The organism is Bradyrhizobium sp. SZCCHNRI1029 (assembly GCF_032487555.1).
Lineage (GTDB): Bacteria > Pseudomonadota > Alphaproteobacteria > Rhizobiales > Xanthobacteraceae > Bradyrhizobium.
Genome location: NZ_JAUEUK010000004.1, coordinates 116059 through 141435 on the forward strand (window position 1 = coordinate 116059; position 25377 = coordinate 141435).

Here is a 25377-nt window from a genome sequence, read left to right on the forward strand (position 1 = left end):
CCGACTACACGTTCGGCAGCAGCTTGCCCGGGTTCATCAGACCATGCGGATCGAGCGCGCGCTTGAGCTGACGCATCAGTTCGAGCTCGAGCGGTGGCTTGCACAGCGGCATCTCCGCGGTGCGGAGCTGGCCGATGCCATGCTCGGCGCTGATCGAGCCGCGGCGGCGGGTGATCTCGTCATGGACGAGGCGAGTGATCCGCGGACCGTGCCCGTCAAACTCGGCCTCGCTGATGTCGAGCGGCCGCATCAGATTGTAATGCAGGTTGCCGTCGCCGAGATGGCCGAACACCATGGGACGGATGCCGGGCAGCGCGGCGTCGACCGCCGTATCCATGACACCGACGAAATCGGCGATCTCGGCCACGGGCACCGCGACGTCGTGCTTCAGCGCCTTGCCTTCGCGCACCAGCGCCTCGGACACGCTCTCGCGTACGCGCCAGAACGCCTTGGCCTGGATGCCGTCCTGGGCCACGACGGCGTCGGAGGCAAGTCCTTCCGCCATCGCCTGAGCCAGCGCGGTTTCGAGACGCGCCGTCAGCGCGGGCTCGTCGCTGATGTCGCTGAGCTCGATCAGCACCGCTGCGTCGGGCAGCGCCGTGAACGGCAGCCGCGCATCCGGGATCTGGCGCAGGATCATGTCGAGCGTCGCCGAGGTCAGGAATTCGAATGCAGTGAGGCGATCGCCGCAATGAGCGCGCGACAACTGTAGAAGCTTCAGCGCGGCAGCCGCATCGGGGACTGCGACGAACGCCGTCGCGCGCGCCGTCGGCTGCGGGAACAGCTTGAGCACGGCACCGGTGATGATGCCGATCGTGCCTTCCGAGCCGATGAAGAGATCGCGCAGCGCATAGCCGGTGTTGTCCTTGCGAAGGCTGCGCAGCCCGTCCCAGATGCGGCCATCCGGCAGCACCACTTCCAGCCCGAGAGTCAGCTCGCGCATGACGCCATACCTTAACACGGCGACGCCGCCGGCGTTGGCCGCGAGATTGCCGCCGACGGTGCAGCTCCCCTCGGACCCGAGACTGAGTGGAAACAGCAGGCCGGCCGCGCCGGCGGTCTCCTGCACCTTCGCCAGCACGACGCCGGCATCGACCACCATGGTCTGGCCGATGGGATCGAGCGCGCGGATGCGGTTCATCCGCGCCAGCGACAGCACGATCGCCCCGCCGCTCGCATCCGGCGTCGCGCCGCCGGACAGGCTCGTGTGGCCGCCCTGCGGCACCACGGCGACGCGGGCCTCGGCGCAGGCCGCCATGACCGCGGCGACCTCTGCCGTCGACGCAGGGCGCACGACGGCGATGGCATCGCCACGATACTTGCCCAGCCAGTCGCGCAGATACGGCGCCCGATCTTCGGCTGCGACGAGAACATGCGCTGCGCCGACGGCGCTCTGCAGCCTTTCGATCAGCTCCGTCATGACGCGCGATCTAACCCTTTGATGACCTGAGATGGCGATGCGCACAAACTAACAGCTCCGCCGATCGCGGCCCCAATACCAAGTTGTCCGCCGTCCATAATCGATTGTTATGGGCGAGGATCAGGCCGGTGCCAGCGCCATCGGCGGGTCGATATGCGGGACGGCGTCGACCAGCTCGCGCGTGTAGTCGGTCTGCGGATTGGCGAACAGCGCCCGGCTCTCGCCCTGCTCGATGATGAGGCCTGTGCGCAGCACGATGGTACGGTCGCACATCATGCGCACGACATTGAGATCGTGGCTGACGAACAGGAAGGCGAGGTTGTCCTCGCGCCGAAGCCGGTTCAGGAGCTGCAGCACCACGGCCTGAACGGAGACGTCGAGCGCCGCGGTCGGCTCGTCCAGCACCAGCAGCCGCGGCTTGCAGGCAATTGCGCGGGCAATGCCGACGCGCGCCTTCTGCCCGCCAGAGAGCTGATGCGGAAAGCGCGACAGCAGCTCGCGCGGCAGGCCGACACGCTCGGCGCATTCCTCGACGCGCTGGCGCAGCTTGTCACCGCTGCGCATGTTCATCAGCCGCAGCAGCGGATGGGCGATGCAGTCGAACGCCGTGTAGCGCGGATTGAGGCTGTCGTTCGGATCCTGGAAGACGATCTGGATGTCCCTGCGCAGCTCGGAACGGTGGAAGTCGCGCGCCGGGATCTGGCCGATGGACTGGCCGTCGAACAGGATCTCGCCGGCGCTGGCATCGATCAGCCGGCAGATCATGCGCGACGTCGTGCTCTTGCCGGAGCCGCTCTCGCCGACCAGGCCGACGCTCTCGCCGCCGCGCATGGTCATCGAGAAGTCCGCGACGCCCACGGTGCCGTCGTCGAAACGCTTGCTGACAGTCCTGACGTCGAGCAGCAGCGGCGTGCCGTGCGGCGGAGGCGGCAGCTCGCTTATCTCGACCAACGGAAGCCTCTCGCCATCGGGCACCAGATCCTCGATGCGCGAGGTCGCCGTCGGCGACGCCGCGACCAGCCGTTTGGTGTAGGGGTGCTGCGGCCGATGGAACAGCGTGAGCGGCTCGGCCTCCTCGACCAGCCTGCCCTGCTCCATCACCGCGACGCGCGCGCAGTAGCGCGCGGCCAGCCCGAGATCATGCGTGATCAGGATCGTCGCCATGCCGCGGTCGCCGGCGATATGAGCGAGCAGGTCCATCACCACCTTCTGCGTGGTGACGTCGAGGCCGGTGGTCGGCTCGTCCGCGATCAGCAGCTGCGGGCTGCAGGAGATCGCGATCGCGATCATCACCCGTTGGCACATGCCGCCGGAGAGCTCATGCGGATAGGCGCTCATGCGCCGCTTGGGATCGCGGATCTGCACGGCCTTCAAGAGTTGCAGCGCCTCGGCCTGCGCCTCCTGCCGCGACAGCCGTCTATGCGCAAGGATCGCATCCGCAATCTGCTGGCCGACGGTGCGGATGGGATTGAGCGCCGCGCGCGGGTTCTGGAAGATCATCGCCATCGCAGCACCATGCAGGCTGCGCAGATCGGCGCCGCCGGCGCGGGTGATGTCCTGGCCCTTGAAGCGGATCCGACCGTCGGTGATGCGGCCGGCCTTGTCGAGCAGGTGGGTGATGGCAAAGCCGGTCACCGATTTGCCGGAGCCGCTCTCGCCGACGAGGCCAAGCATCTCACCCGGTGCCAGCGAAAGAGACACGCCGCGCACGGCCTCGACGATGCCACGGCGGGTGGAGAAGGAGACCTTGAGGTTCTCGACCTCGAGCAGCGGTGCGCTCACGTTCTCATCCTCGGATGCGCCACGCTGATCATCTTCAATTCGCCCGTCATGTGCGCATCCGGGGATCGAGGATATCGCGCAGGCCGTCGCCGAGCAGATTGAAGCACAGCACCGCGCTCATCAGCGCAAGTCCGGGAAACGCCACCAGCCACCAGCGCCCGGTGGAGATGAAGCGCGCGCCCTCGGCGACCATGATGCCCCATTCCGGCGTCGGCGGCTTGACGCCGAGGCCGATGAAGGAGAGGCCCGCGGCATTGAGGATCGCCCAGCCGAGATTGAGCGACATCTGCACCGCCATCGCCGGCAGCACGTTCGGCAACAGGAAGCGCAGCACGACCGCGACATGGCTCTCGCCGCAGGCCCGCGCGGCCTCGACCCAGCCGAGATTGCGGCGGATGTTCACTTCGGCGCGGGCGAAGCGGATGTAGAACGGCAGATTGATGATCGCGGTCGCGATCACGATGTTCTCGACGCGGTTGCCGAGCGCGGCGACCATCGCCATCGCCAGCACGAACAGCGGGAACGCCATCAGGACGTCGATGAAGCGGCCGACCGCCTTGTCGAGCCGGCCGCCGGCATAGCCGCAGAGTGCACCGATCACCGAGCCGAGCGCGAAGGACACAGCAACCGCCGTCACCGCGATCGTGAGGTCGAGCCGGCTCGCGACGATCAGGCGGCTGAGCACATCGCGACCGAGCTGGTCGGTGCCGAACCAGTGCGCCGCGCTCGGCGGCTGCAGCGCCTGCGGTACGTCGGAGACGACCGGATCATAGGGCGCGAGCCACGGCGCAAAGATCGCGATCAGAGCCAGCAGCAGCGCACCGCCAGCCGCGACGGCGGTGACCGGATTGCCGCGCAGCACGAAGGCAGTGTGGCGCAGGGTCGACGAGGCCTCGATCGTGCTCATGCTCACGCCACCGTCGCCCTGGGATCGGCGATGCCATAGAGTACATCGACCAGCAGATTGACGATCACGAAGATCGTCGCCATCAGCAGCACGAAGCCCTGCACCGGCGCGTAGTCGGAGACCAGCAGCGCATCGAGCGCGTAGGAGGCGACGCCGGGCCAGGAGAACACCTTCTCCACCAGCACATTGGCGCCGAGCATGGTCGAGAACACGATCCCGGCGATGGTGATGACCGGCAGGATCGCGTTCCTCAGCGCATAGGTCACGACGATGCGCCACCACGACAGCCCGACCGAGCGCGCCGTGCGCACGAAGTCGCTGCCGAGCGACACCAGCATCGAGGCGCGGGTGATGCGCGCCAGCGGCGCGATCACGAACAGCGCCATGGTCAGTGCCGGCAGCATCAGCTGCCGGGCCGCCGCCCACCAGCCCTCGACATCGCCGGCGAGCAGGAAGTCGATGATCAGGAAGCCGGTCCGCGACGGCGGCAGTGTGGCGAAGATATCGATGCGGCCCGTGGGGTCCGGCGCCAGGCCGAGCAGATAATAGAACACGTAGATCAGCAGCAGACCGGAGACGAAGGTCGGAACGCAGACGCCGAGCGAGCAGAACAGCCGCACGCCGTGATCGACCAGCGAGCCCGGCCGCAGCGCAGCCAGCACGCCGAGCGGCACCGCCGACACCAGCGCGATCAGCAGCGCCGTCAGGGTCAATTCGAGCGAGGCCGGCAGCCGCTCCTTGAGATCCTTGGCGACCGCCTGCCCGGTCATCATCGAGCGGCCGAGATTGCCGCGGCCGACGTCGTAGAGATAGATCGCGAGCTGGTTCGGCAGCGGCTTGTCGAGCCCGAGCTGCCGGCGGATGACCTCGATCTCCTCCTGGCCGGCATTGGGGCCGGAGGCAAAGAACACGGCCGGATCCCCCGGCAGCACGCGCATCAGCAGGAAGGTGAAGACCAGGACCCCGAACAGCGCCGGCAGCGACGAGACGAAGCGTCGTCCCGCCCGAGCCAAGGTTGCGACGATCGTGCCCATGGTTATCAGCCGTCCCCGTTACTTGCGACTCAGGTTACGATAATCGACCTGCCGCGTGAACTGGTAGACGTAGCCGTCCACCGTCGGCTGCATCACCGCGTCCTGCGCCGCCTGCCAGATCGGGATCTGGAACATCTGGTCGAAATGGATGGCGTTGAGCGCCTTGCCCTGCTCTTCATATTTCGCCTTGTCGGCCTCGAAGCGCGCCTCCTGCGCGATCTTCTCCAGCTCGGCATTGTCAGTCGAGGAATAGTTCCAGCGCTGCTTGCCCGTGTAGAAGTTGCGATAGAAGTAGTCGGTCGAGGGCAGCCAGGCGACGATGCCTTCGGTGAAGAACGGCAGCTTCTTCTCGTTGATCGCGGTCGACATCTGCGCATCCGGCAGCTTCTGGATGTCCACCTTGATGCCGATCTTGGCGAGCGATTCCTTGACCAGCGCGGCCATCGGCTCGGCGGTCGCCGCCTGGCCGACATTGAAGCTGAAGGTGGTGGAGAAGCCGTCCGCCATGCCGGCGTTCTTCAGATAGGCCTTGGCCTTCTCCAGATCGAGCTTGATCGGCTGCGGGATCGGATAGCCGCCGCTCGGCGGCTTGCCGTCGGCCCACGTCGCGCCGTAGAGCGGCGCGCCGCGGCCGAACAAGGCCGCCTTGAACATGTCGTCATAGGGCAGCGCGTAGGCTATGGCGCGACGCACATTGACGTTGTCGAACGGCGGGATGGTGTTGTTCATCGAGATGAAGGTCACCGCGTTGTATTGCGGCGTCGAGATCACCTTCAGCTTGCCCTTGCCTTCGAGCGACTGCACGTCGCTCGCCTGCAGGTCGATGACGAGGTCGGCGTCGCCGCGCTCCACGAGGTTGGCGCGCGTCGCCGGTTCAGGCACCGACTGGATGATCAGGCGCTTGAACGCCGCCGGCTTGTCCGGCGCGCCGCGATTCCAGGCCTCGCTGCGCTTGGCGATCACCTGCTCGCCGGGCTTGAAGGTCTCGACGATGTAGGCACCGCTGCCGGCCGCGTTCTCCTTGGTCCAGTTCAGCGCCCATGGGTCTTCGGCCGTCGCATGCGCCTTGGCGAGCTTGGAGTTGATGATGATCGGATAGACGGTCGCGAGATTCGGCAGCGCCAGCTTGTCCGGCTTCGGCAAGGTCACTTCGAACGTCAGGGGATCAATGACCTTGAACTGATCGGCCGACGTCAGCGAGCCCGTCAGCAGTTGCGCCTTGCCGAGGATTGGCGCGGTGACGCAGCGGTCGAGCGACCATTTGACGTCCTCGGCCGTCACCGGCGAGCCGTCCTGGAACTTGGCGTCGGGGCGCAGCTTGAAGGTGATCTTCAAACCGTCAGAGCTGACCTGATAGGATTCAGCGAGCTCGCCGGTGATCGTGTCGAGATCGAACACCCACTTACCATTGAGCTGCTTGCGGCCGAACGACACCAGCCGGTCGTAGCTCGACATCGACAGCGCGAAGGCCTCGCGCGTCGAGCCCGGAATGTTCGGATCGAGCGTGTTGACGGTGGCACCGGTGACATAGCGCAGAGTCTCGGCGCGGCTCTGCGCATGCGCCGATGGCGCAGCCAGCATCACCGCGAGCAAGGCGGGCGCAGCGAACAACGAACGTTTGGACATCTCGAAACTCATCGCCCTTGTTCCCTCATTGGTCTCAAAATCCGGGACTGAAATACCCTGCCAGCGGTCACCGGCGACGCAAGCACATCAGATGGAAGCGCATCAGATGGGAGCGCATCAGATGGGAGCGCATCAGATGGGAGTTCAGCAGCAAATCACGTGCCACGGCGCACCTCGGCCTGCTTCACATCGTAGGCCTGGAAGTTGGCCCAATGCTTGTCGATGTCGGCCTTGAACAGCCCGCGCGTCAGCCCATGCACGAGCTTCGGCACCGCGGTGGTCATTGCATTGATGGAAGATCCCGACGCGCCGAAGCTCATCGTCGAGGCAATGGCAAACACATGGACGTCGCGGATCCACGGCGTCCGGCCAGCCACACGCTCGCACAGCGCATAGTCGTCGGCGAGATAGGGAAAGGCGCCAAGCCGGTCGTTGCGCTCGCCGGCATCGGGCGTGTAGCGATCGCACCAACGCGCGATGTTGGCGGCAAAGCGCTGCAGCTCCGGACGCTTTGCGAAGTCCATCGAGATGCCCGTCGCGCTGACCACGAAATCGACTGTGACTTCGCCTTGCGGTGTCCGCAGCACGACTCCCTCTGACGTTTCGCACGCGATCAGCACAGGCGCGCCCTCATGCAGGTGGAACGCAGCATGACGGGCGCAGCGATCATAGGTGTGCTGCGGAAAGCCCTCGCGCAACTCGAGGACCGCGCGCATGAAACGCCAGCGCCAGACGTCGTCGAGTTCGGAGAAATGCCGCAGGAAACCACGGAACGTCAGCCAGCGATAGGGTTGGATCAGTTGGATTTCCGTGCGGCGGCATAGCAGATCGACGCTGTTCGCACCGGATTCGAGCGCAGCCGCCGCATTGTCGAACGCCGAGGCACCGGCCCCGATCACGGCGACGCGGCGGCCGCGCAAGCTGTCGAAATCGATCTCGGCGCCGGAATGGGCGCAGCGCGTTGCGGGCAAATGGCGCAGCGGCTCCGGAATGCTCCAATCGCCCATCCCCTCCTGCCCGGTCGCCAGCACGATCTTGCGGGCATAGATCGTCGTCTCACCATCCTTGCTGCGCAGTGTCGCCTGCAGCAGTCCGTCAGCGGCCGGTGCGATATCGACGACTTCGCAGCCGTTGCGCACGGGAAGGTCGAGCACCTCGCGATACCAGGCGAGATAATCTGCCCAATATTCGCGCGGAATCAGATCAAGATTGCGCCAGCTCTCGCCGCCAAACTTCGCCTCGTGCCACGCCTGATAGGTCAGACAGGGGATGTCGAGATCGGGTCCGGTGAAGTCCTTCGGGCTGCGCAGGGTCGGCATGCGCGCATAGCTGAGCCACGGTCCTTCGCGGCCTGCCTCGGCTTTGTCGAGCACGAGAATGTTGCTGACGCGCGAGCGCAGCAGCGCGAAGGCGGTGGCAAGACCCGATTGGCCGCCGCCGACGATCAGCACATCGCGCGCAGGCCGGCCATCGGGACCGACGACGGGCGTCAGCCATGGCATGCTGGGATGGGCGATCCTGGCAAGATCGCCACGGACCTGGGCCGTCAGCGCGGCGAGGCCATCGCTCATGCCGGGCACCGGAATTGACACGCGCAATCGCGATCGAAACGCTCGCTGTCGCTCACGCTCTCTCCATCAGTCATGTCACCCGGCACGCGAAGCTTAGCAAAGCAGGTCCGGCACCGACCATACCGATTTGTCCGCCGCCCATAACAGCTTGTTATGGGGCGGCAGCGGCGGCTAGAGTCGACAGCCATCCACAGCGAGACAAGAGGTCGCATGCCGCTCAATCTGCGCCAGATCGAGGTGTTCCGCGCGATTATGATGACAGGCTCGATCAGCGGCGCTGCGCGGCTGCTCTCGGTGTCGCAGCCTGCGATCAGCCGGCTGCTGGCCTATACCGAGGATGGCCTCAAGCTCAAGCTGTTCGAGCGCATCAGCGGCCGGGTGCAGCCGACGCCGGAGGCCAAGCGGTTGTTCGCCGAGGTCGAGCACGTCCATCGCGGCGTCGCGCGCATCAACGACCTCGCCGACGAGCTGCGCGCCGGCGGCACGGGCACCATCCGCGTGGTGGCGAGCCCGAGCGCGGCCCACAGCATGGTGCCGGAGGCGCTGGCGCGGCTGCGCGGCCGCTTTCCAGATCTGCGCGTCGAGTTCGAATCGTTGACCCTGCTGGAGATCGTCAGCCGCGTCGGCACAGCCCGCGCCGATCTCGGCATCACTGTGCTGCCGGTCGACGAGCCGACAGTCGCGGCAGAGACGATCGCGGAGGGCGCGCTGCACGTGATCATGCCGGCCGACCATGCCCTGACGAGGCTGCGCAGCATCAGGCCGAAGGACATGCTGCCCTATCCGCTGGTCGGCTTCGGCCCGCAGACGCCTTATGGTCACATCGTCACGTCGGCCCTGGCCGGCGGCCCGGAGCCGACCACGATCGTGCGCTACACGCCCGACGCCTGCGCCATGGCCCGCGCCGGCGCGGGCCTTGCCGTGGTCGACCAATTCGTGCTGCGCGGCCGCGCCTGGCCCGACCTCGCGGCACGGCCACTCGCACCGAAGATTCCGATGCGCGCGTATCTCCTGACGCCTCGCTTCGAGCCGCTGTCTCGCAACGCGGCCGCGCTTGCGGACATTTTGCGCGGGCGCGATCGGAAGTCCGGCACGGCCAGGCGTTGAGCTACGCCGCGAGCCAGCCGCCATCCACCGGCAGCACGATGCCGGTCGTGAACGACGCCTCGTCGCTGGCCAGGAACAGCGCGGCGGCGGCGACCTCGTCGGCCGCGCCAAAGCGCTTCATCGCGTGGCGCTGGCGCGAGGCCTCGCGCACCGGCTCCGGATCGACGTGGCGCGCAAAGCTCCGGCGCAGCAGCGGCGTGTCGATCGCACCCGGCGCCAGCGCATTGACGCGGATGCCGTCGGTAGCGAAGTCGACCGCCATGGTGCGGGTCAGGCTGATGATCGCGCCCTTGGCGGCGATATAGGCGCTATTGCCTTTGCCGCCGGCGACCGCAAGCTGCGATGCCACGGTGATGATCGACCCGGCCTTCTGCTTCTGCATGATCGGCACCGCGACCTTCGCCCACAGCCAGGTGCCGCCGACATTGGCGCGGAACACCGCGTCCCAATCCATGGGATCGGTCGTGACCACGGTGCCGCCGCAGGAGAAGCCGGCAGCGGTCATCAGCACATCCAGCCGGCCGCGCGCGGCTGCCACGCTCTCGACCGTCGCCTTTGCAAAATCCGCATCACCGACATCGCCGACATACACGCGGCCCTGGCCTCCGGCCTTGGCCAGGAGCAACAGGGTTTCCTCCGCGCCTGCCGCGTCGCGGTCGACCAGCGCAACATAAGCGCCCTCGCGCGCGAACATGACGGCGCTGGCGCGGCCGATGCCGGAGCCGCCGCCGGTGATGACCGCGACCTTCGCCTTGAGCCTCATCTCAGTCTCTCCCGTACTGATCGAACCAGCGGCCGAAATGCTCGGCCGATGCCGCGCAGTCGAAGCGCGCGCGCCAGCCGAACTCCTCGGCCAGTCGCGTCGTCGACAGCCGGCCGCGGCTCGGCGCGAACACAGGCACCGTGGGCGTCTCGCCCTGCTCCGCGAGCCGGCAGACGAAGCAGGGGCGGCCTTGCGCGAAGGCGCGGCCCCAGGCCTCGGCTGTAAACGTGGCTACGCTGGAGATGTTGTAGAGCGTGTGCTGCGGCCTCTCGGCTTCCAGCAACCGGTAGACGGCGTCGGCGACGTCGACCGCATAGACCCAGTCCTTGTCGCCCGGCTCGTTCAGCAGCGCCGGCGCATTGCGCGCGCAACAGGCCGCGATCAGCGCCTGCGGCGATGGCGTGTCGCGCACGCCGCCGCCGCGCTCGAACGGGCCGAACACGGCCGACAGACGCACGCTGATCACGTCGGTTTGCCACAGGTCCGACAGCCGCGCCGCGACGCGCTCAGAGGCGAACTTGCTGATCGCATAGAGCGACACCGGCTCGCACGGCGTGCTCTCCTCCAGCACGGCAAAGCGCTGACCGCTGGCGCCGTAGGACGCCGCCGAGGACAGGTTGATGACGCGGCGGATGCCGCTGCGCCGCGCCGCCTGCAGGATCGGCACCTGCGCCAGCAGATTGACCGCGAGGATGCGCTCGGGGTCGGATGCGTCACGCTCCGGACCGGCGGTGATCGCGGCGCCCATGACAACGGCATCGCAGCCGCTGGCGATCGCGGCCGCAACAGCGCTCGCATCGGTGACGTCGCCCTGCACGAGGTGCAGACGCTCGCAATACGGCGCAAAGGCGCGCTCCGCCGCGTTCGGCAGAGCCGCTGCATCGAAGACCGTCGCGGCATGGCCGCGCTCCAGCAGGCCTTGCGCGATGTTGAGCCCGACGAAGCCGGCGCCGCCGAAGATCAGGACATGCATCAAGGAGGTCCTCGCATGGACAGCGATCGACGAGGGGCATTCAGCTCTCGCCCCACGTCATGGCCTGGCGCCGTCCCGGCCATCCACGTCCGGCGGCATCCCGGGAAGCACGTGGATGCCCGGCTCGAGCCCGGGCATGACGGCGGAGAGCGGAGCGACCGCGTCAACATGATCAGCTACTCCAACAGCTCTTCGCGTCTAGAGCAGCTTCGCCCCAAAATTCTGCTCCGGGTCCATATCCGCGACCAGGCGCCCCGTCGGCTTCGCAGCCTCGCCGCCGCTGCGGGCGAGGAACTGGCCGGAGCCGGGCGCGGCCGACAGTCTGCCGTTGTCAATGATGACGCGGCCGCGCGACAGCACGGTCACCGGCCAGCCCTGCACGCTGCGCCCCGCAAACGGCGTGTAGCCGGCGAGGTCGTGCATGGCGGCATCGCTGATCGTGACGTGCTTGTCCGGATCCCACAGCGCGATGTCGGCATCGGCGCCGATCGCGATCGCGCCCTTCCTCGGATGCAGATTGTAGATCTTGGCCGGCGCCGTCGCCGTGAGCTCGACGAACTTGTTGAGGCCGAGCCGGCCCTTTGACACCATCGCATCGAACAGCAGCGGCAGCCGCAGCTCCAGGCCCGGCAGGCCGTTGGCGATCTGCTTGAAGTTGGGGTTGGAGCCGGCGCGCAGCTTGCCGGTCTCGTCGAAGCGATACGGCGCGTGATCGGAGGAGATGGTCTGCAAATCGCCGAGCGACAGCGCCTGCCACAGCGCCTCCTGGTCGGGCGCGCGGCGCGGCGGCGGGCTGCACATCCACTTCGCGCCCTCGATGCCGGGCTTGTCGAGATCCTCGGCCGTCATGAACAGGTATTGCGGACAGGTCTCCGCGAACACCTTCAGCCCCTGCCCGCGCGCATCGCGGATCACCTTGGCGCCTTCCGCGGTCGAGACGTGGAAGATCATGATCGGCTGATCGACGAGGGCGGCCATGCCGATCAGGCGGTTGAACGCCTCGGCCTCGGAGAACCGCGCGTGGCTGATGGCGTGGTATTTCGGCGCGGTGTAGCCGCGCGACAGCAACCGCTTCACCATCCAGGAGATGATGCCATGGTTCTCGGCGTGCGCGCACAGCATGGCGCCGCCCTCGCGCGCGGCGACGAGAATGTCGAGCAGCGGCTCGTCGTCGATCTTGAGCCGGTCGTAGGTCATGAAGATCTTGATCGAGCCGTGGCCCTGGCGGATCAGCGCCGGCAGGTCGCGCTCCAGCGTCTCCCTGGTCGGATCGGCGACGATCATGTGGAACGCGTAGTCGATCACGGCACCCTTGCGCGCCAGCGCGTGATAGTCCTCGACCACCTGCGGCAACTGCATGCCGACATGCTGGGCCGCGAAGGAGATCACGGACGTGGTGCCACCGAACGCGGCCGACCTGGTGGCGCTCTCGAACGTGTCGGCGTTGACGATCCCTGCCGCCGAGAGCTGCTCGATATGGCAATGGCTGTCGACGCCGCCGGGCAGCACATATTTGCCGCGCGCGTAGATCTCGCGCTTCGCCGGGCCGAGGCCGCGGCCGATCGCCGCGATGGTCTCGCCTGTGATGGCGACATCGGCCTCGAACGTATCGGTGGTGGTGGCGACGCGCCCGCCTCGGATGATCAGGTCATAGGCCGGCTCGGTCATCGCGATCTCCTAGTTCTGCCAGATGGAACGCCGTGGACGCGAGGTGACCGCATCGGCCCCATTGCGTCAGCCGTGGCATAGTGGTTGCCTGTCACGCGCCGTCAACACTGAAGAAGCAGGTAGCTCCCATGTCCCGCCCGCGCATCACCGTGATCAATCCGAACTCCAACCAGGTGGTCACCGACGGCTTGGCGGCGGCGCTCAAGCCGCTGATGTTCGCCGACGGACCGGAGATCGTCTGCGAGACCTTGAAGGAAGGTCCCTACGGCATCGAGAGCCAGAAGGATGCCGACAGCGTCACCCTGCCGCTGCGGCGTTTCGTCGAGGGCGACAACGCATCCAGCGCGTTCGTGATCGCCTGCTACAGCGACCCTGGCCTGCACGTCTGCCGCGAGGCCACGGCACGGCCGGTGCTCGGCATCGCCGAATGCGGCGTGCTCACTGCACTGACTCGCGCCGATACGTTCGGCGTGCTCGCCATCGCGCAGCGCTCGATCCGCCGCCACATCCGCTATCTCCGCCAGATGGGCTTGATGGATCGGTTGGCCGCGGAGCGCCCGCTGGACATGACCGTGGCGGAGACGGCGTCAGGCGAAGGTACTTTGGCGAAGATGATTGCTGTCGGCCGCGCGCTGAAGGAGGAGGACGGCGCCGGTGCCATCGTCATGGGCTGCGCCGGCATGGCACGGCATCGCAAGAACCTGGAGGACGCGCTGGGAATTCCGGTGATCGATCCGACCCAGGCCGCAGTGACCATGGCGCTCGGCGCGGTGGCGTTTGCGGGGTGAGTGGTTCGCACATCCGTCGTTTGCCCCTGCACGGACCTGCCCGGCCGGCCATCTCACACTCCGCTGTCGTCCCGGCCTTGAGCCGGGACCCATAGCCGCCGGCCGACGTGAGGCAGGCAACTGTCAGCTCCGTTCCTCGATAGCTTCCGCGGTATGGGTCCCGGCGTTCGCCGGGACGACACTGTTTGTGTAGCGGCGCTGGTGCCTGACAATGCAACTGCTGATCAGCGTGGTCAGGCCCACTCTCTCTCCTGCCTCACTCCGGCGGCACCGCGCCCGTGCGGCTGGTGATCAGCCCGTAATGCTCGATCCGCCGATGCCTTGCGAAATCGAAGATCGTCTGCTTGCCGAACCGCGTCGCATCGAGATCGCAGGGTGCGACCAGCACCTCGTCGCCTTCCGTCACCGCCTCCGCGACGATCTCGCCGTCGGGATTGACGATCAGGCTGCCACCGATCAGGTGATGACCGTCCTCGACGCCGGCCTTCGCGACCGCGACGACCCAACACGAGTTGTGATAGGCGCCGGCCTGCGCGGAGAGCCGGTTGTGGAACAGGCGCTGCTGCAGTCCCTCGGCCGATTTCAATGAGTTCACCGACGGCGTGTTATAGCCGATCAGCACCAGCTCGACGTCCTGCAGCCCCATGACGCGATAGGTCTCCGGCCAACGGCGATCGTTGCAGATCGCCATGCCGATAATGCCATCGAGACTGCGCCAGACGGGAAAGCCGAGATCGCCCGGCTCAAAATAGCGCTTCTCCAGATGCTGGTGGCTGCGCTCCGGCTCGAACTCCTCGTGGCCGGGCAGATGCACCTTGCGATACTTGCCGACGACGTTGCCGGCGCGGTCGGTGAGAACTGCCGTGTTGTAGTGGTGCCCGTCCGGTGTCAGCTCGGCATAGCCGAGATGCATGGCCATCTGATGCTGCGCGGCGCGATCGAACAGCGGCTGCACGGCCGCATTGGGCATCTCGCGCTCGAACCAGCTGTCGACTTCGGCCTGATCCTCCATGTACCAGCGTGGAAAAAACGTGGTCAGCGCCAGCTCCGGGTAGACGATCAGGTCGGCGTCCTTGCGCTTGGCCTCGTCCATCAGTGCGATCATGCGCGCGACGACCGCCTCGTGGCTGTCAGCGCGCTGAATCGGTCCCATCTGGGCGGCGGCGACGTTGATCACGCGCATTGCAGAACTCCTATCCGGACTCCGACGTCATTGCGAGCGAAGCGAAGCAATCCAGGGCTACACGAGGACTCTGGATTGCCTCGTCGCTTCGCTCCTCGCAATGACGAATGTGGCGACAGCGTCATGCAACACCCCTCATCGTTTCACCCCGGCCGGTACAGCACCGGCCGCGTCCGCGAGAACGACGGCCGGCCGCGCTTGAGGCCCCAGAGCGGCTGCGCCAGGGTCGCCACGGCCTCGGTCGGCGTCGCCGCATCGATGCAGACGAGATCGGCCGGCGCGCCGACCTCGATGCCGTAGTCATCGAGCCGCATCAGCCGCGCCGCGTCGTGCGTGACCATGTCGAGACACCCCGCAAGATGATCCGGCCGCGAGACGTGGCAGACGTTGGCGTAGAGGTTCGCCATCCGGATCAGCGAGCCGTCGCCATACGGCGTGAACGGGTTCAGCACGTTGTTGGTCGAGAGCGAGCAGGTCACCCCTTGCGCGCGCAGCGGCTCCAGCGGGACCACGCCGCGCGGGATCGCATGATCGTGCCGGCGCCCCATCAGATGCAGGTCGGTCGAGGGCAGCACGGTGACTGCGACGCCGGCATTGGCGAGCTGCGTTGCGATCGCGTCGAAACGCTCCGGCGGCAGCAGCGACAGCTGCGTGACGTGGCCGACCGCGACGCGTCCGCCCCAGCTGTATTCCTCCGTCTTGCGGCAGACATATTCGATCTGCATGTGATCGAGCGTCTCGGCAAGATCGAGATGCATGTCGATGTCGACGTCGCGGTCACGCGCGATCGCGAAGATGCGGTCGATCTGCGCCGGCGGGTCGGTGTCGAAATACGGGGCGGCGCCGATGGTGCGTGCGCCGCGGCGCAGGCCCTCGATCAAGAGCTCCTCGGTGCCCGGATAGTTGGTGAGCCCTTCCTGCGGAAACACGCAGATCTCGAGGTCGAGCGCCCAGGCATAGTCGCGCGCGAGCTGCTGGATCGCCTCGAAGCCGATGAAGCCGATGCCGGGATCGAGCTCGACATGGGTGCGCATCCGCATCGTGCCGTGGCTGACGCAGCGTTCAACGGTCCGCTTCGCCCTGTCATAGACATCGTCGGCCGTGAAGTTGCGCTTGGCGGCCGCAGTCTCGCGCACCGCCTCTGCCACGGTCCCTTCCCTGATCGTGCAGCGGTCGAGGATGCAGGTCTTGTCGAGATGGATGTGCGTCTCGATGAAGCCGGGCACGACGAGGCAGTTCTCGGCATCGCGCTGTTCGCCGTCGGCCTGCAATGACGGCGCGATCGCCACGATGGTGCCGTCGGAAATTCCGATATCGGCCCGGCGCAGCTCACTGTGCTGCGCCAGCACCGCATTGCGAATGATCAGGTCCATGCCGCCGTTGCCGTCGAGAATTCCAGATGCGCGCCAAGCTGGCGGCGCCGCCTGCAAAAGGCAAGCGCCATGCCAGGGCCTGACGCCGCGGGACCGCCGACCGGGATCCGAAACCATTCGTTTACAAATAACCGGCCACCCGGGACCACTTGTTTGGCGGGGAAAAACTGCTATATTGGTGCATGGAAAACGTGAACGCGTTCTGCTCAGGCCCGTCGTCAAGGCGGGCCGTTGCCGTTTTGGGGGTGGCTGTCCGATGACTCGCTCCAACCGTACGGATCACATCCGCCTGACCTCGCACCCGGTGCCAGGCGCCAAGCATAATTTCCCGCTCCACTGGGGCGCCGAAAGCGCACGCGAGCGCGGACCCGTGATCGGCACGGTATCACGTCCGCAGGACCGCAACGTGATCGGCAGCCATGGCGGTTCCTACACGGTCTACCGCGCGCTCGCGGTATCATCTGGTGCGCTCGACCCGATCCGCCGCCCCGATCTCACCAACACCCATCCCGCCGCCACGATCGGCCCGTTCGCGCAGTGGCGAGAGCCGGCGAAGATCGTCGCACTCGATCCCTGGGGTCATCTGGTGGCCGAGAATTTCGGCGGCGAGATCGCGGAAGGAATCGATATCCGGCCGACGATCGCCGTGACCAAGGCGCGGATCGAGCTTCCTGAGTTGCATGCGGCGCTCGCGGCCAAGCGCCTCGTTCATGACGGCGACGTCGTGCATGCCAATGGCAGCGTCTCCGTGGTGAAGATCGCGATCGACCCGGTGTGGTACCTGCCCGGCGTGGCCGCGCGCTTCGGCACCAGCGAGACCAGTCTGCGCCGCGGCCTGTTCGAGCAGACCGGCGGCATGTATCCGGAGCTGGTGACCCGGCCCGACCTGCAGGTATTCCTGCCGCCGATCGGCGGCACCACGGTCTATCTGTTCGGCGACGTCGACAAGCTCAATGACAGCCGGACGAAGATCACATGTCGCGTGCATGACGAGTGCAACGGCTCCGACGTGTTCGGCTCCGACATCTGCACCTGTCGCCCGTATCTGATCCACGGTATCGAAGAATGCGTTGCGGCCGGGCAGAACGGCGGCCTCGGCATCATCGTCTACAACCGCAAGGAAGGCCGCGCGCTCGGCGAAGTGACGAAGTTCCTGGTCTACAATGCGCGCAAGCGCCAGGAGGACGGCGACGCCGCGGCGGCCTATTTCGAGCGCACCGAATGCGTCGCCGGCGTGCAGGATGCGCGCTTCCAGCAGTTGATGCCCGACGTCATCCACTGGCTCGGCGTCAAACGCATCGACCGCTTCATCTCGATGAGCGACATGAAGCATGACGCGCTGGTGGGCCAGGGTGTCGACATCGTCGAGCGCGTGCCGATCCCCGACGAGCTGATCCCGGCGGATGCCCATGTCGAGATCGCGGCCAAGAAGGCCGCCGGCTATTTCTCGCTGGAGCCGCAGAAGCCCGAGGCGCTCGGCGACACCGTCGGCCGACCGCTCGAAAAGTACTAGCGCAGCGGCTGATCATGACCGACGTTTCATATCTCCTGTCCGCCCGCGCAGTGCGCGAGCGGGCGCATCAGCTGCTTGCGCTCGGTCTCGCCGACAAGCTGCCGCACTTCCGCATCGACCTCGCAAAGCTCGATGCGATTGCCGACCTCGTGCTCGACGTGACCCGCAGGGCCTATCCCGGTGGCGAGGTGCCGTTCCACTCGCGCTGGCGGCATTTCGTGGTCGGCGGTGTCGATCGCTGGGCCGCGATCGCCGACAAAGTGAATTGGCCGAATGCGGCTTCACGGGCGCGCGCCGAGTTCGATCTCGCCATCACCAGCGTGCTGCTCGACGCCGGCGCCGGCGCGGCGTGGCGCTATCGGGATGCCGTGACCGGCGCGCGCATCGGCCGCTCCGAAGGGTTGGCACTGGCGAGCCTCGACATGTTCGCACGCGGTGCGTTTTCGGCCGATGCAAGCCATCCGCTGCGGGCCGACGCCGCGAAGCTGCAGCACATCATCGTCGCCGATCTCGAACGCGGCTTCCAGGTGAGCGCCGACAATCCGCTGGTCGGACTCGAAGGCCGCGTTGCGCTGCTGCGCCGGCTAGGCGAGGTCACGGCTGCAAAGCCGGATATCTTCGGTCGGAAAGATACCCCACGTCCCGGCGGTCTGTTCGATCAGCTCGCCGCCGGTGCGACCGGCGGCCACCTCCAGGCCGCCGACATTCTGCAGCAGGTGCTGCTGCAGCTCGGCCCGATCTGGCCGTCGCGGCTGACGCTGCAAGGCATCGCGCTCGGCGACTGCTGGCGCCATGCTTCCCTGGTCACCGATGACGCGACCAGCGGTCTCGTCCCATTGCACAAGCTGTCGCAATGGCTGAGCTATTCGCTGATCGAACCGCTGCAGCGCGCCAGCCTCGTGGTCGAGAACATCGACGGCCTTACGGGACTCGCCGAATACCGCAATGGCGGCCTGTTCGTCGACGGCGGCGTGCTGGTGCTGCGCGATCCCGCCGATGCCGCGCGGGCGCATGCTGTTGATTCCCTGCTGGTGGTGGAATGGCGCGCGCTGACCGTCGCCCTGCTCGATCGCCTGGCCGCGCTGATCCGCCAGCGCACCGGCCAGACGGCGGAACAGCTGCCCTTGGCGCGCATCCTCGAAGGCGGCAGCTGGGCCGCCGGCCGCAAGCTCGCCTTCGCCCGCCGCCCGGACGGTTCGCCGCCGCTGACCATCCTCAGCGACGGCACGGTGTTTTAAGAGGTGTTTGGCAGCCTTGCTTCATAACAGCCGACGTCATTGCGAGCGAAGCGACTTGTCCGCCATAGCCCGAAGGGCGACGGCGGAAGCAATCCAGAGCCCGGAAGAAAGTCTGGATTGCTTCGTCGCTTCGCTCCTCGCAATGACGCAATTCATAAGTTGCGCGTAGGGTGGGCAAAGCGCAGCGTGCCCACCATTCCAAGCTGAGCTAGTATCAGGTGGGCACGGCGCTTCGCGCCTTTGCCCACCCTACGCTTCGGAGATGAAAGCCATGGAAGGCGTCACGGTCGTCGATCATCCGCTGGTGCAGCACAAGCTGACCTTGATCCGCGACAAGTCGATCTCGACCAAGTCGTTCCGCGAGCTCTTGAAGGAGATCGGCATGCTCCTGTGTTACGAGGTCACGCGCGACCTGCCGCTCACGGAGGTCGAGATCGAGACGCCGCTGGCGCGAATGCAGTCGGCCAAGATCGCCGGCAAGAAGCTGGTGTTCGTGCCGGTGCTGCGCGCCGGCGTCACCTTCGTCGACGGCATGCTCGATCTGGTGCCGACCGCCCGCGTCGCCCATATCGGCCTGTATCGCGAGCCGCAGACCTTCACCGCCGTCGAGTATTTCTTCAAGGCGCCGTCCGACCTGCACGAGCGCCTCGCCGTCGTGGTCACGCCGGTGCTGGCGACCGGCAACAGCGCAGTCGCCGCGGTCGACCGGCTCAAGGAGCGCGGCGCCAAGGATATCCGCATGGTCTGCATGATCGCGGCGCCCGAGGGCGTCGAGCGCGTCCGCGGCCTGCATCCCGATGTCGCACTGTGGACCGCCGCGATCGACGACGGCCTCGACGACGACGCCTTCATCGTTCCCGGCCTCGGCGACGCCGGCGACCGCGCCTACGGCACGCGGTAGCAGCATTCAGCCGGCGAATGCGGCCTCCGCCTCCGGCAGCGCCCAGATCCTCTCGATCGCGGCAGTCCCTGCGGCGGTGATGGCAGCCTCGTCACCGTGGAGATAGCGGCCGTCGTGGATCAGCAGCCGGCCGTCGATCATCACCTGGTCGATGTTGGCGCGGTTCGCGAGCGCGATCAGGCCGCGGCGCGGGTCGTGTAGCGGCTGAAGATGTGGATGCGTCATGTCGACGACGGTGAGGTCGGCGGTCGCGCCGGGCGCGATGACGCCGAGATCGTCGCGCTTGATCATGGCGGCGGCCGTCGTGGTGACGGCGTCGATCAGTTCCGGCGCGCTCGCCGTCTCGGCGCTTCCCAGCGCGATCTTCGAGATCATCGACGCCGCGTTGAGCTCGCCGAGCAGATCCATGTTGTAGCCGTCGGTGCCGACCGCGGTGCGGACGCCATGCGCGGCGAAGCGGCCGAAGGCGGCGGTGACTCCGGCGCGCGCGAACACGCGCGGGCAGTTCAGCACGCCGGCACCACGCGCCGCCATCAGCGCAAGGTCCGCATCGGTCGACGCGTGGCAATGCGCCGCCAGCAGATCGGGTCCGAGCAGGCCGAGCCAGTCGAGATATTCGGCCGGGGTGCGGCCGCCATGGCGCTGCGCGATCGTCGCGACCTCGCCCGCGCTCTGCGCCATGTGCGTGGTGATGGGAACGCCGAGCTCGCGCGCCCGGCTGGCAGCCGCGCGCAACAGATCCGGTCCGCAGGTATCGGTCGCGTGCGGGCTCATCGCAAGACGAATGCGGCCGTCGCCCTGGCCGTGCCAGCGCTGATGGAGCGCATTCCAGACCGCCATGTCGGCCTCGCCGTCATCGCCGGCGTAAGTCACGACGCCGGAGGCATCCGCCTTGGCATCGCCGGTCGAGAACAGATAGGGCGCGCCATAGAAGCGCAGGCCCATCTCGAGAGCCGCATCGAACAGCTCCGGGATCGTGTTGCGGAACGGCTCCATCACCGTGGTGGCGCCGCCCTTCAGGAGCTGCAACACCCCCATGCGGCCGATCGCCAGCCGCTCCTCCACCGAAAGGATCTCGGCCCCGCGCTTGGACAGCGGCAGCAGCACGGTGTAGACGATGCTCTTGTTGTTGCGCCGGCCGTTGCCGTCCTCGGTGAGCGTGCGTGCGATCGCCTCGCTGAAGATGTGGTTGTGCAGGTTCAACAGGCCCGGCAGCACGAAGCGACCCGGACGATCGAACACCTCGTCCGCCGCCGGCCGATCGCGCGTCACGGCCGCGATGCGCCTGCCCTCGACCAGCACCCAGTGATCGCGCAGGACGTCCTGCGCGCCGTCCTTGCGCGTCAGCACGTAGCTGCCGAAGATCGCCGTCGTACTCATGCGTCCTTCGCTTCCGCCGCCTCATGGCGCTGGTAGTTCGCCGCGATCTCGGCTCCGGTCGTGATCCACACGTCCCGGCACGATTTGGCGTAGGTCAGGAACTCGCGCAGCAGCCGGAAGCGCATCGGCCGGCCCGAGACCTGCGGATGCAGCACGGTCGTCACCATCGCGCCCCAATCGCGGACTTCGTCCAGCTCATCCTTCCACATCGACAGCACGTGCTCTTTCGGAAAGATCGAGCGCGGCGAGAACCGCGCCGACAGGCCGTGCATCCAGTCGTCATAGCTCGCGGTCACCGGGATTTCGATCGTGCCCGGCGAGCCGGAGGCCAAGCGATGGCGATAGGGCCTGACGTCATCGCGGAACGAGGAGGTGTAGACGATGCCCTGGCGCACCAGCGCTGTCAGCAGCTCCTCGCAGAACTCGCCGAACGGCGCGCGGTAGCCGATCGGCCGGATTCCGAGCCGGCGCTGGATCGCCTCGAAGCCGCGCTCGATCTCCTCGACGATGAAGGGATCGCCGGGATCCGGCAGCAGATGGTGATAGCCGTGATGGCCGATCTCGTGGCCCGCCTTCAGCACCGCTTCCGCCATCGCCGGATGCGCGTCGACCGCCCATCCCGTGATGAAGAACGTCGCCTTGAGATCGAGCTCGGCGAGCAGCTCGAGCAGCTTCGGCGTGCCGACGCGCGCCTCGAAGCCGCCGAAGCTCATCGTGACCAGACGCGCCGCATGCGCGGGATCCTTCGAGGTCCAGGCGCTCTCGGCGTCGATGTCGAACGAAAGGAACATCGCCGCTCTGTGCGGCGCAGGCCATGGATAGTCCGGCGCCGGCGGCGCGGTGTTGGCGGGAACGACCGGGATTCCCGCGAGCGCCTTACTGTCCAGCATTGATCAGCACCTTCTCGATTCCATTGTCGCTCAGCTTCCACTTCGCCAGCAGCGCCTTGTAGCTGCCGTCGGCAATCAGGCCCTCCAGCGCGGCGCGCAGCGCCTCGCGCAGTTCGTCCGCCTTCACCGGCGTCGCCAGCCCCGTATATTGGTACGCGATGGGCGTGCCGACCGGCACGTAAGTGTTCGGCTCGAGATCCATGATGTAGGGCAAGGTCTCGTTGCCCTGCACGGCGGCGTCGATGCGGCCCTGCTTGAGCTGCGTGCGGGCGTCGGCCGAGCCCTCGGTGCCGACGAACTCGAATCCGCTCGCGCCGCAGTTCTTCTCGCTCCAGGCGGCGATGTCCTTCGGGAACATCGTGCGCCTGGAGGCGCCGACCCTCTTGCCGCACAGCGCCGTCGGCTCCTTGAACTCGCTGGCGCGCGAAGCCTGCACGAAGAATCGCGGACCGCTGCGCAGGTAGTCGATGAAGGTCGCGGTATCCTGCCGGCTCTTGTAGTCGGTCATGCCGGTCAGGATGATGTCGAAACGCTGCGTGGCGAGGCCCGGCATCAGCTGGTCGAAGCTGGTCTCCTGCCACACCGCGTTGACGCCGAGCTTCTTGGCCAGCGCCTCGCCGAGCTCGACGTCGAAGCCGGTCAGGGTCGCGGTGGCCGGATCCTTGAACTCCATCGGCGGATAGTTCGGCACCACCGCGATGCGCAGGCCGTTCTGCTTGATATCGGCCGGCAGCTCGGCGGCGAGAGCCGCGCCCGCCACGGCCGCGCTCATGAGCCCAGCCAACACGATCGACTTCAATTCCATCACCTCACCCCACTTCAGCTGCCAGAAATGCCTTGGTCCTCGCCTCGCGCGGCGCACGCAGCACCTCGCCGGCCGGACCACTCTCCACGATCACGCCCTGGTCCATATAGACGACCCGGTCGGCGACCTCGCGCGCGAAGCCGAGCTCATGCGTGACGACCAGCATGGTCATGCCGGACCTCGCCAGCTCCTTCATCACACCGAGCACCTCGCCGACCAGCTCCGGGTCGAGCGCCGAGGTCGGCTCGTCGAACAGCACCAGCCGCGGCTTCATTGCGAGCGCGCGTGCGATCGCCACGCGCTGCTGCTGACCGCCGGACAGTTGCGCCGGATAGGACTGCGCCTTGTCGGCGAGGCCGACCCGGCGCAGCAGCGACAAGGCCTCGTCCTTCGCCTCGGCAAGCCTGCGCCTCTGCACCTGCACCGGCCCCTCGATCACGTTCTCCAGCGCCGTCATGTGCGGGAACAGGTTGAAGCGCTGGAACACCATGCCGCAGGCGAGGCGTTGCCGCGCGATCTCGCGCTCTGACAGCCGATGCAGCCGACCGGCCGTCTCGCGGAAGCCGAGCAGCGCGCCGTCGAGCCAGATGCCGCCGCTGTCCGCCGTGGCCAGCTGGTTGACGCAACGGAGCAAGGTGGTCTTGCCGGAGCCGGATTGCCCGATCAGGCACACCACCTCGCCCTCGAAGACATCGAGCGAGACTTGCTTGAGCGCCTGGAATTCCCCGAAGCGCTTGCTGACCTGACGGATGGCGACGAGCGGCGTCATCAGCGCCCCCGCGCGATGCCACGGGCAAAACGATGTTCGAGCAGCATCTGCAGCGGCGTCAGGACCGAGACCACGAGCAGATACCAGAGGCCGGCGACGATCAGGAGCTCGATGACGCGCGAATTGGCGTAGTAGATGTTCTCGGCCGAGTGCAACACCTCCGGATACTGGATCACGCTGGCGAGCGAGGTCGCCTTGACCAGACCAATGAACTCGTTGCCGAGCGGCGGGATCACCACGCGCATCGCCTGCGGCAGGATGATCCGGCGCAGCGCCTGCAGCCGTCCCATGCCGATCGCCTGCGCCGCCTCGTATTGCCCGATGTCGACCGACAGCAGCCCGGCTCGCATCACCTCCGAGGTGTAGGCGCCCTGGTTGATGCCGAGCCCGAGCAGCGCGGCCAGGAACGGCGTCATCACGTCGACGGCGCGCGCGCTCCACAGGCCGGGAATGCCGATGGTCGGAAACACCAGCGCGAGGTTGAACCACAACAACAACTGGAGGATCAGCGGCGTACCGCGAAACAGCCAGGTGTAGCCGGCGGCGACCGACCGCAGCACCGGATTGGGCGACAGCCGCATGATCGCGACGACCACGCCGAGCGCGATGCCCAGCGCCATCGCCGCGACAGCCATGACCATGGTGTTGACGATGCCGCGCAGGATCACCGGCGCGGTCACGAAGCGTTCGACGTAAGACCATTCGATCTGGCCTCTGGCGAAGGCGCGGCCGATCGCCAGCAGGATCACGACAATGACGGCAGCCGTAAGCCAGCGGCCCCAATGCGCCTTGCGCGCGATCCTGTGCGCCGACAGGTCGGGAAAGCCATCGGCCAGTACGTCGGCGCGGCTCATTGCGGCGCCGCGTTGAGCATCGGCTCGCGCACCGCATTGGCGCCGAGACCCCATTTGTCGAGAATGGCCTTGTAGCTGCCGTCGGCGATCATCGACTTGAGCTGTTCGGTCACGACCTCGCGAAAGCCTGCATCGTCCTTGCGGAACATGATGCCCTGGTAGCCGAAGGCGATGGGCTCACCGACGATGCGATACTTGCCGGCCTCCTGCGACTGCGCATAGGGCAAGGTCTCGCTGCCCTGCACGGCGGCATCGATGCGGCTCTGCTTGAGCTGATTGCGGACATCGATCGAGTTCTCCCCCGGCACATATTGCGCGGCAGGCTTGCCTGCGGCCTCGCAATTGGCCTTGCTCCATTTCTCGATCTCCTGCGGGAAGCTCGTCGAGCGCGTGGTGCCGATCTTCCGGCCGCACAGATCGGTCGCGACCTTGGCATCGCTCTCCGCCAGCACGAAGAACTGCGGGCCGGTGACGAGATAGTCGACGAAGTCGGCGGTCTCGCGCCGCGAGGCACGGTCGGAGATGCCCGAGATGATGAAGTCGGCGCGCCGGGTCTGCAGCGAGGGAATGAGTTCGGCGAACGCCGTCTCGCTCCACACGATCTTGACGCCGAACCGCTTCGCCAGTTCGTTGGCGAGATCGATGTCGAGCCCCTTCAGCTCGTTGGTGGCGGGGTCGTGATATTCCATCGGCGCGTAGGTCGAGTTGACCGTGAGCTTGAGCACGCCAGCCTGCTTGATCTCAGCGGGCAGCTCCGCGGCCCCCGCCGGAGCAAGCGAGGCGAGGATGACGAAACCTGCGAACAACGAACGGCGCATCCTGCAACTCCCCA

The 25377-nt window shown here is 66.9% G+C and carries 22 protein-coding genes; 5 read left to right on the plus strand and 17 right to left on the minus strand.

What is annotated here, in order from left to right:
• Window positions 1-4: 4 nt before the first annotated feature.
• The 6 genes from QW861_RS12775 to QW861_RS12800 form a co-directional block, all read right to left on the minus strand.
• Window positions 5-1420 (minus strand): FAD-binding oxidoreductase, encoded by a 1416-nt coding sequence (locus QW861_RS12775; protein WP_315750321.1) that lies wholly within the window; start codon window positions 1418-1420, stop codon window positions 5-7.
• Between the two features lie 120 nt (window positions 1421-1540).
• Window positions 1541-3202 carry an ABC transporter ATP-binding protein gene (nikE, locus tag QW861_RS12780; RefSeq protein WP_315750320.1) on the minus strand — a complete coding sequence of 554 codons (1662 nt, stop codon included), beginning with the start codon at window positions 3200-3202 and terminating at the stop codon, window positions 1541-1543.
• Between the two features lie 46 nt (window positions 3203-3248).
• Window positions 3249-4109: an ABC transporter permease gene (locus QW861_RS12785; protein ID WP_315750319.1), complete on the minus strand. Its 861-nt coding sequence runs from the start codon at window positions 4107-4109 to the stop codon at window positions 3249-3251.
• Window positions 4110-4111: 2 nt separating this feature from the next.
• Window positions 4112-5143: an ABC transporter permease gene (locus QW861_RS12790; RefSeq protein WP_315750318.1), complete on the minus strand. Its 1032-nt coding sequence runs from the start codon at window positions 5141-5143 to the stop codon at window positions 4112-4114.
• An 18-nt stretch (window positions 5144-5161) separates the two neighbouring features.
• Window positions 5162-6781 carry an ABC transporter substrate-binding protein gene (locus tag QW861_RS12795; RefSeq protein ID WP_315750317.1) on the minus strand — a complete coding sequence of 540 codons (1620 nt, stop codon included), beginning with the start codon at window positions 6779-6781 and terminating at the stop codon, window positions 5162-5164.
• Window positions 6782-6924: 143 nt separating this feature from the next.
• Complete coding sequence (locus tag QW861_RS12800) at window positions 6925-8340, minus strand: NAD(P)/FAD-dependent oxidoreductase (RefSeq protein ID WP_315750316.1); 1416 nt, start codon at window positions 8338-8340, stop codon at window positions 6925-6927.
• A gap of 210 nt (window positions 8341-8550) precedes the next feature.
• Between QW861_RS12800 and QW861_RS12805 the strand changes: the two genes are divergently transcribed.
• Window positions 8551-9447 carry a LysR substrate-binding domain-containing protein gene (locus QW861_RS12805; protein WP_315750315.1) on the plus strand — a complete coding sequence of 299 codons (897 nt, stop codon included), beginning with the start codon at window positions 8551-8553 and terminating at the stop codon, window positions 9445-9447.
• A gap of 1 nt (window position 9448) precedes the next feature.
• On the opposite strand, the gene QW861_RS12810 is transcribed toward QW861_RS12805, so the two are convergent.
• From QW861_RS12810 to hydA, 3 genes are all read right to left on the minus strand, one after another.
• Window positions 9449-10210, minus strand: a complete 762-nt coding sequence (locus QW861_RS12810; RefSeq protein ID WP_316171556.1) for an SDR family oxidoreductase — start codon at window positions 10208-10210, stop codon at window positions 9449-9451.
• Window position 10211: 1 nt separating this feature from the next.
• Complete coding sequence (locus QW861_RS12815; protein ID WP_316193116.1) at window positions 10212-11183, minus strand: NAD(P)-dependent oxidoreductase; 972 nt, start codon at window positions 11181-11183, stop codon at window positions 10212-10214.
• Between the two features lie 198 nt (window positions 11184-11381).
• A complete protein-coding gene (hydA, locus tag QW861_RS12820; protein ID WP_316193117.1) occupies window positions 11382-12851 on the minus strand; it encodes a dihydropyrimidinase in 1470 nt (489 codons plus the stop codon).
• Between the two features lie 128 nt (window positions 12852-12979).
• Between hydA and QW861_RS12825 the strand changes: the two genes are divergently transcribed.
• Window positions 12980-13639, plus strand: coding sequence for an aspartate/glutamate racemase family protein (locus tag QW861_RS12825; RefSeq protein WP_316193118.1), 660 nt, complete (start codon window positions 12980-12982; stop codon window positions 13637-13639).
• 256 nt (window positions 13640-13895) lie between these two features.
• On the opposite strand, the gene QW861_RS12830 is transcribed toward QW861_RS12825, so the two are convergent.
• Window positions 13896-14822: an N-carbamoyl-D-amino-acid hydrolase gene (locus tag QW861_RS12830; RefSeq protein WP_316193119.1), complete on the minus strand. Its 927-nt coding sequence runs from the start codon at window positions 14820-14822 to the stop codon at window positions 13896-13898.
• 143 nt (window positions 14823-14965) lie between these two features.
• Entirely contained in the window at window positions 14966-16195 is a 1230-nt protein-coding gene (locus QW861_RS12835) for an amidohydrolase family protein (protein WP_316193120.1), read from the minus strand.
• Between the two features lie 256 nt (window positions 16196-16451).
• On the opposite strand from QW861_RS12835, the gene QW861_RS12840 reads away from it, so the two are divergent.
• The 3 genes from QW861_RS12840 to upp all read left to right on the plus strand — a co-directional run bounded on the left by QW861_RS12840 (window position 16452) and on the right by upp (window position 19847).
• The gene (locus QW861_RS12840) at window positions 16452-17708 is read left to right on the plus strand and encodes a GTP cyclohydrolase II (protein WP_315717746.1); all 1257 of its coding nucleotides are present in this window, start codon (window positions 16452-16454) and stop codon (window positions 17706-17708) included.
• Window positions 17709-17722: 14 nt separating this feature from the next.
• Window positions 17723-18946: a URC4/urg3 family protein gene (locus QW861_RS12845; RefSeq protein ID WP_316193121.1), complete on the plus strand. Its 1224-nt coding sequence runs from the start codon at window positions 17723-17725 to the stop codon at window positions 18944-18946.
• A 271-nt stretch (window positions 18947-19217) separates the two neighbouring features.
• Window positions 19218-19847 carry a uracil phosphoribosyltransferase gene (upp, locus tag QW861_RS12850; RefSeq protein ID WP_231327004.1) on the plus strand — a complete coding sequence of 210 codons (630 nt, stop codon included), beginning with the start codon at window positions 19218-19220 and terminating at the stop codon, window positions 19845-19847.
• 6 nt (window positions 19848-19853) lie between these two features.
• Here upp and QW861_RS12855 read toward each other — a convergent pair whose 3' ends face one another.
• The 6 genes from QW861_RS12855 to QW861_RS12880 are packed head-to-tail and all read right to left on the minus strand — an operon-like array spanning window position 19854 to window position 25363.
• Entirely contained in the window at window positions 19854-21227 is a 1374-nt protein-coding gene (locus QW861_RS12855; RefSeq protein ID WP_316167635.1) for an amidohydrolase family protein, read from the minus strand.
• A complete protein-coding gene (locus QW861_RS12860) occupies window positions 21224-22117 on the minus strand; it encodes a polysaccharide deacetylase (RefSeq protein ID WP_315750305.1) in 894 nt (297 codons plus the stop codon). Before QW861_RS12860 ends, QW861_RS12855 begins: the two co-directional genes overlap by 4 nt.
• Window positions 22104-22922: an ABC transporter substrate-binding protein gene (locus QW861_RS12865; RefSeq protein WP_316193122.1), complete on the minus strand. Its 819-nt coding sequence runs from the start codon at window positions 22920-22922 to the stop codon at window positions 22104-22106. The genes QW861_RS12860 and QW861_RS12865 overlap by 14 nt, the downstream gene beginning before the upstream one ends.
• A 4-nt stretch (window positions 22923-22926) precedes the next feature.
• On the minus strand, window positions 22927-23691 hold the full coding sequence (locus tag QW861_RS12870; RefSeq protein ID WP_409998623.1) for an amino acid ABC transporter ATP-binding protein: 765 nt from the start codon (window positions 23689-23691) through the stop codon (window positions 22927-22929).
• Complete coding sequence (locus QW861_RS12875) at window positions 23691-24545, minus strand: amino acid ABC transporter permease (RefSeq protein WP_315717751.1); 855 nt, start codon at window positions 24543-24545, stop codon at window positions 23691-23693. The genes QW861_RS12870 and QW861_RS12875 overlap by 1 nt, the downstream gene beginning before the upstream one ends.
• A complete protein-coding gene (locus QW861_RS12880) occupies window positions 24542-25363 on the minus strand; it encodes an ABC transporter substrate-binding protein (protein ID WP_315750303.1) in 822 nt (273 codons plus the stop codon). Before QW861_RS12880 ends, QW861_RS12875 begins: the two co-directional genes overlap by 4 nt.
• Window positions 25364-25377: the final 14 nt, after the last annotated feature.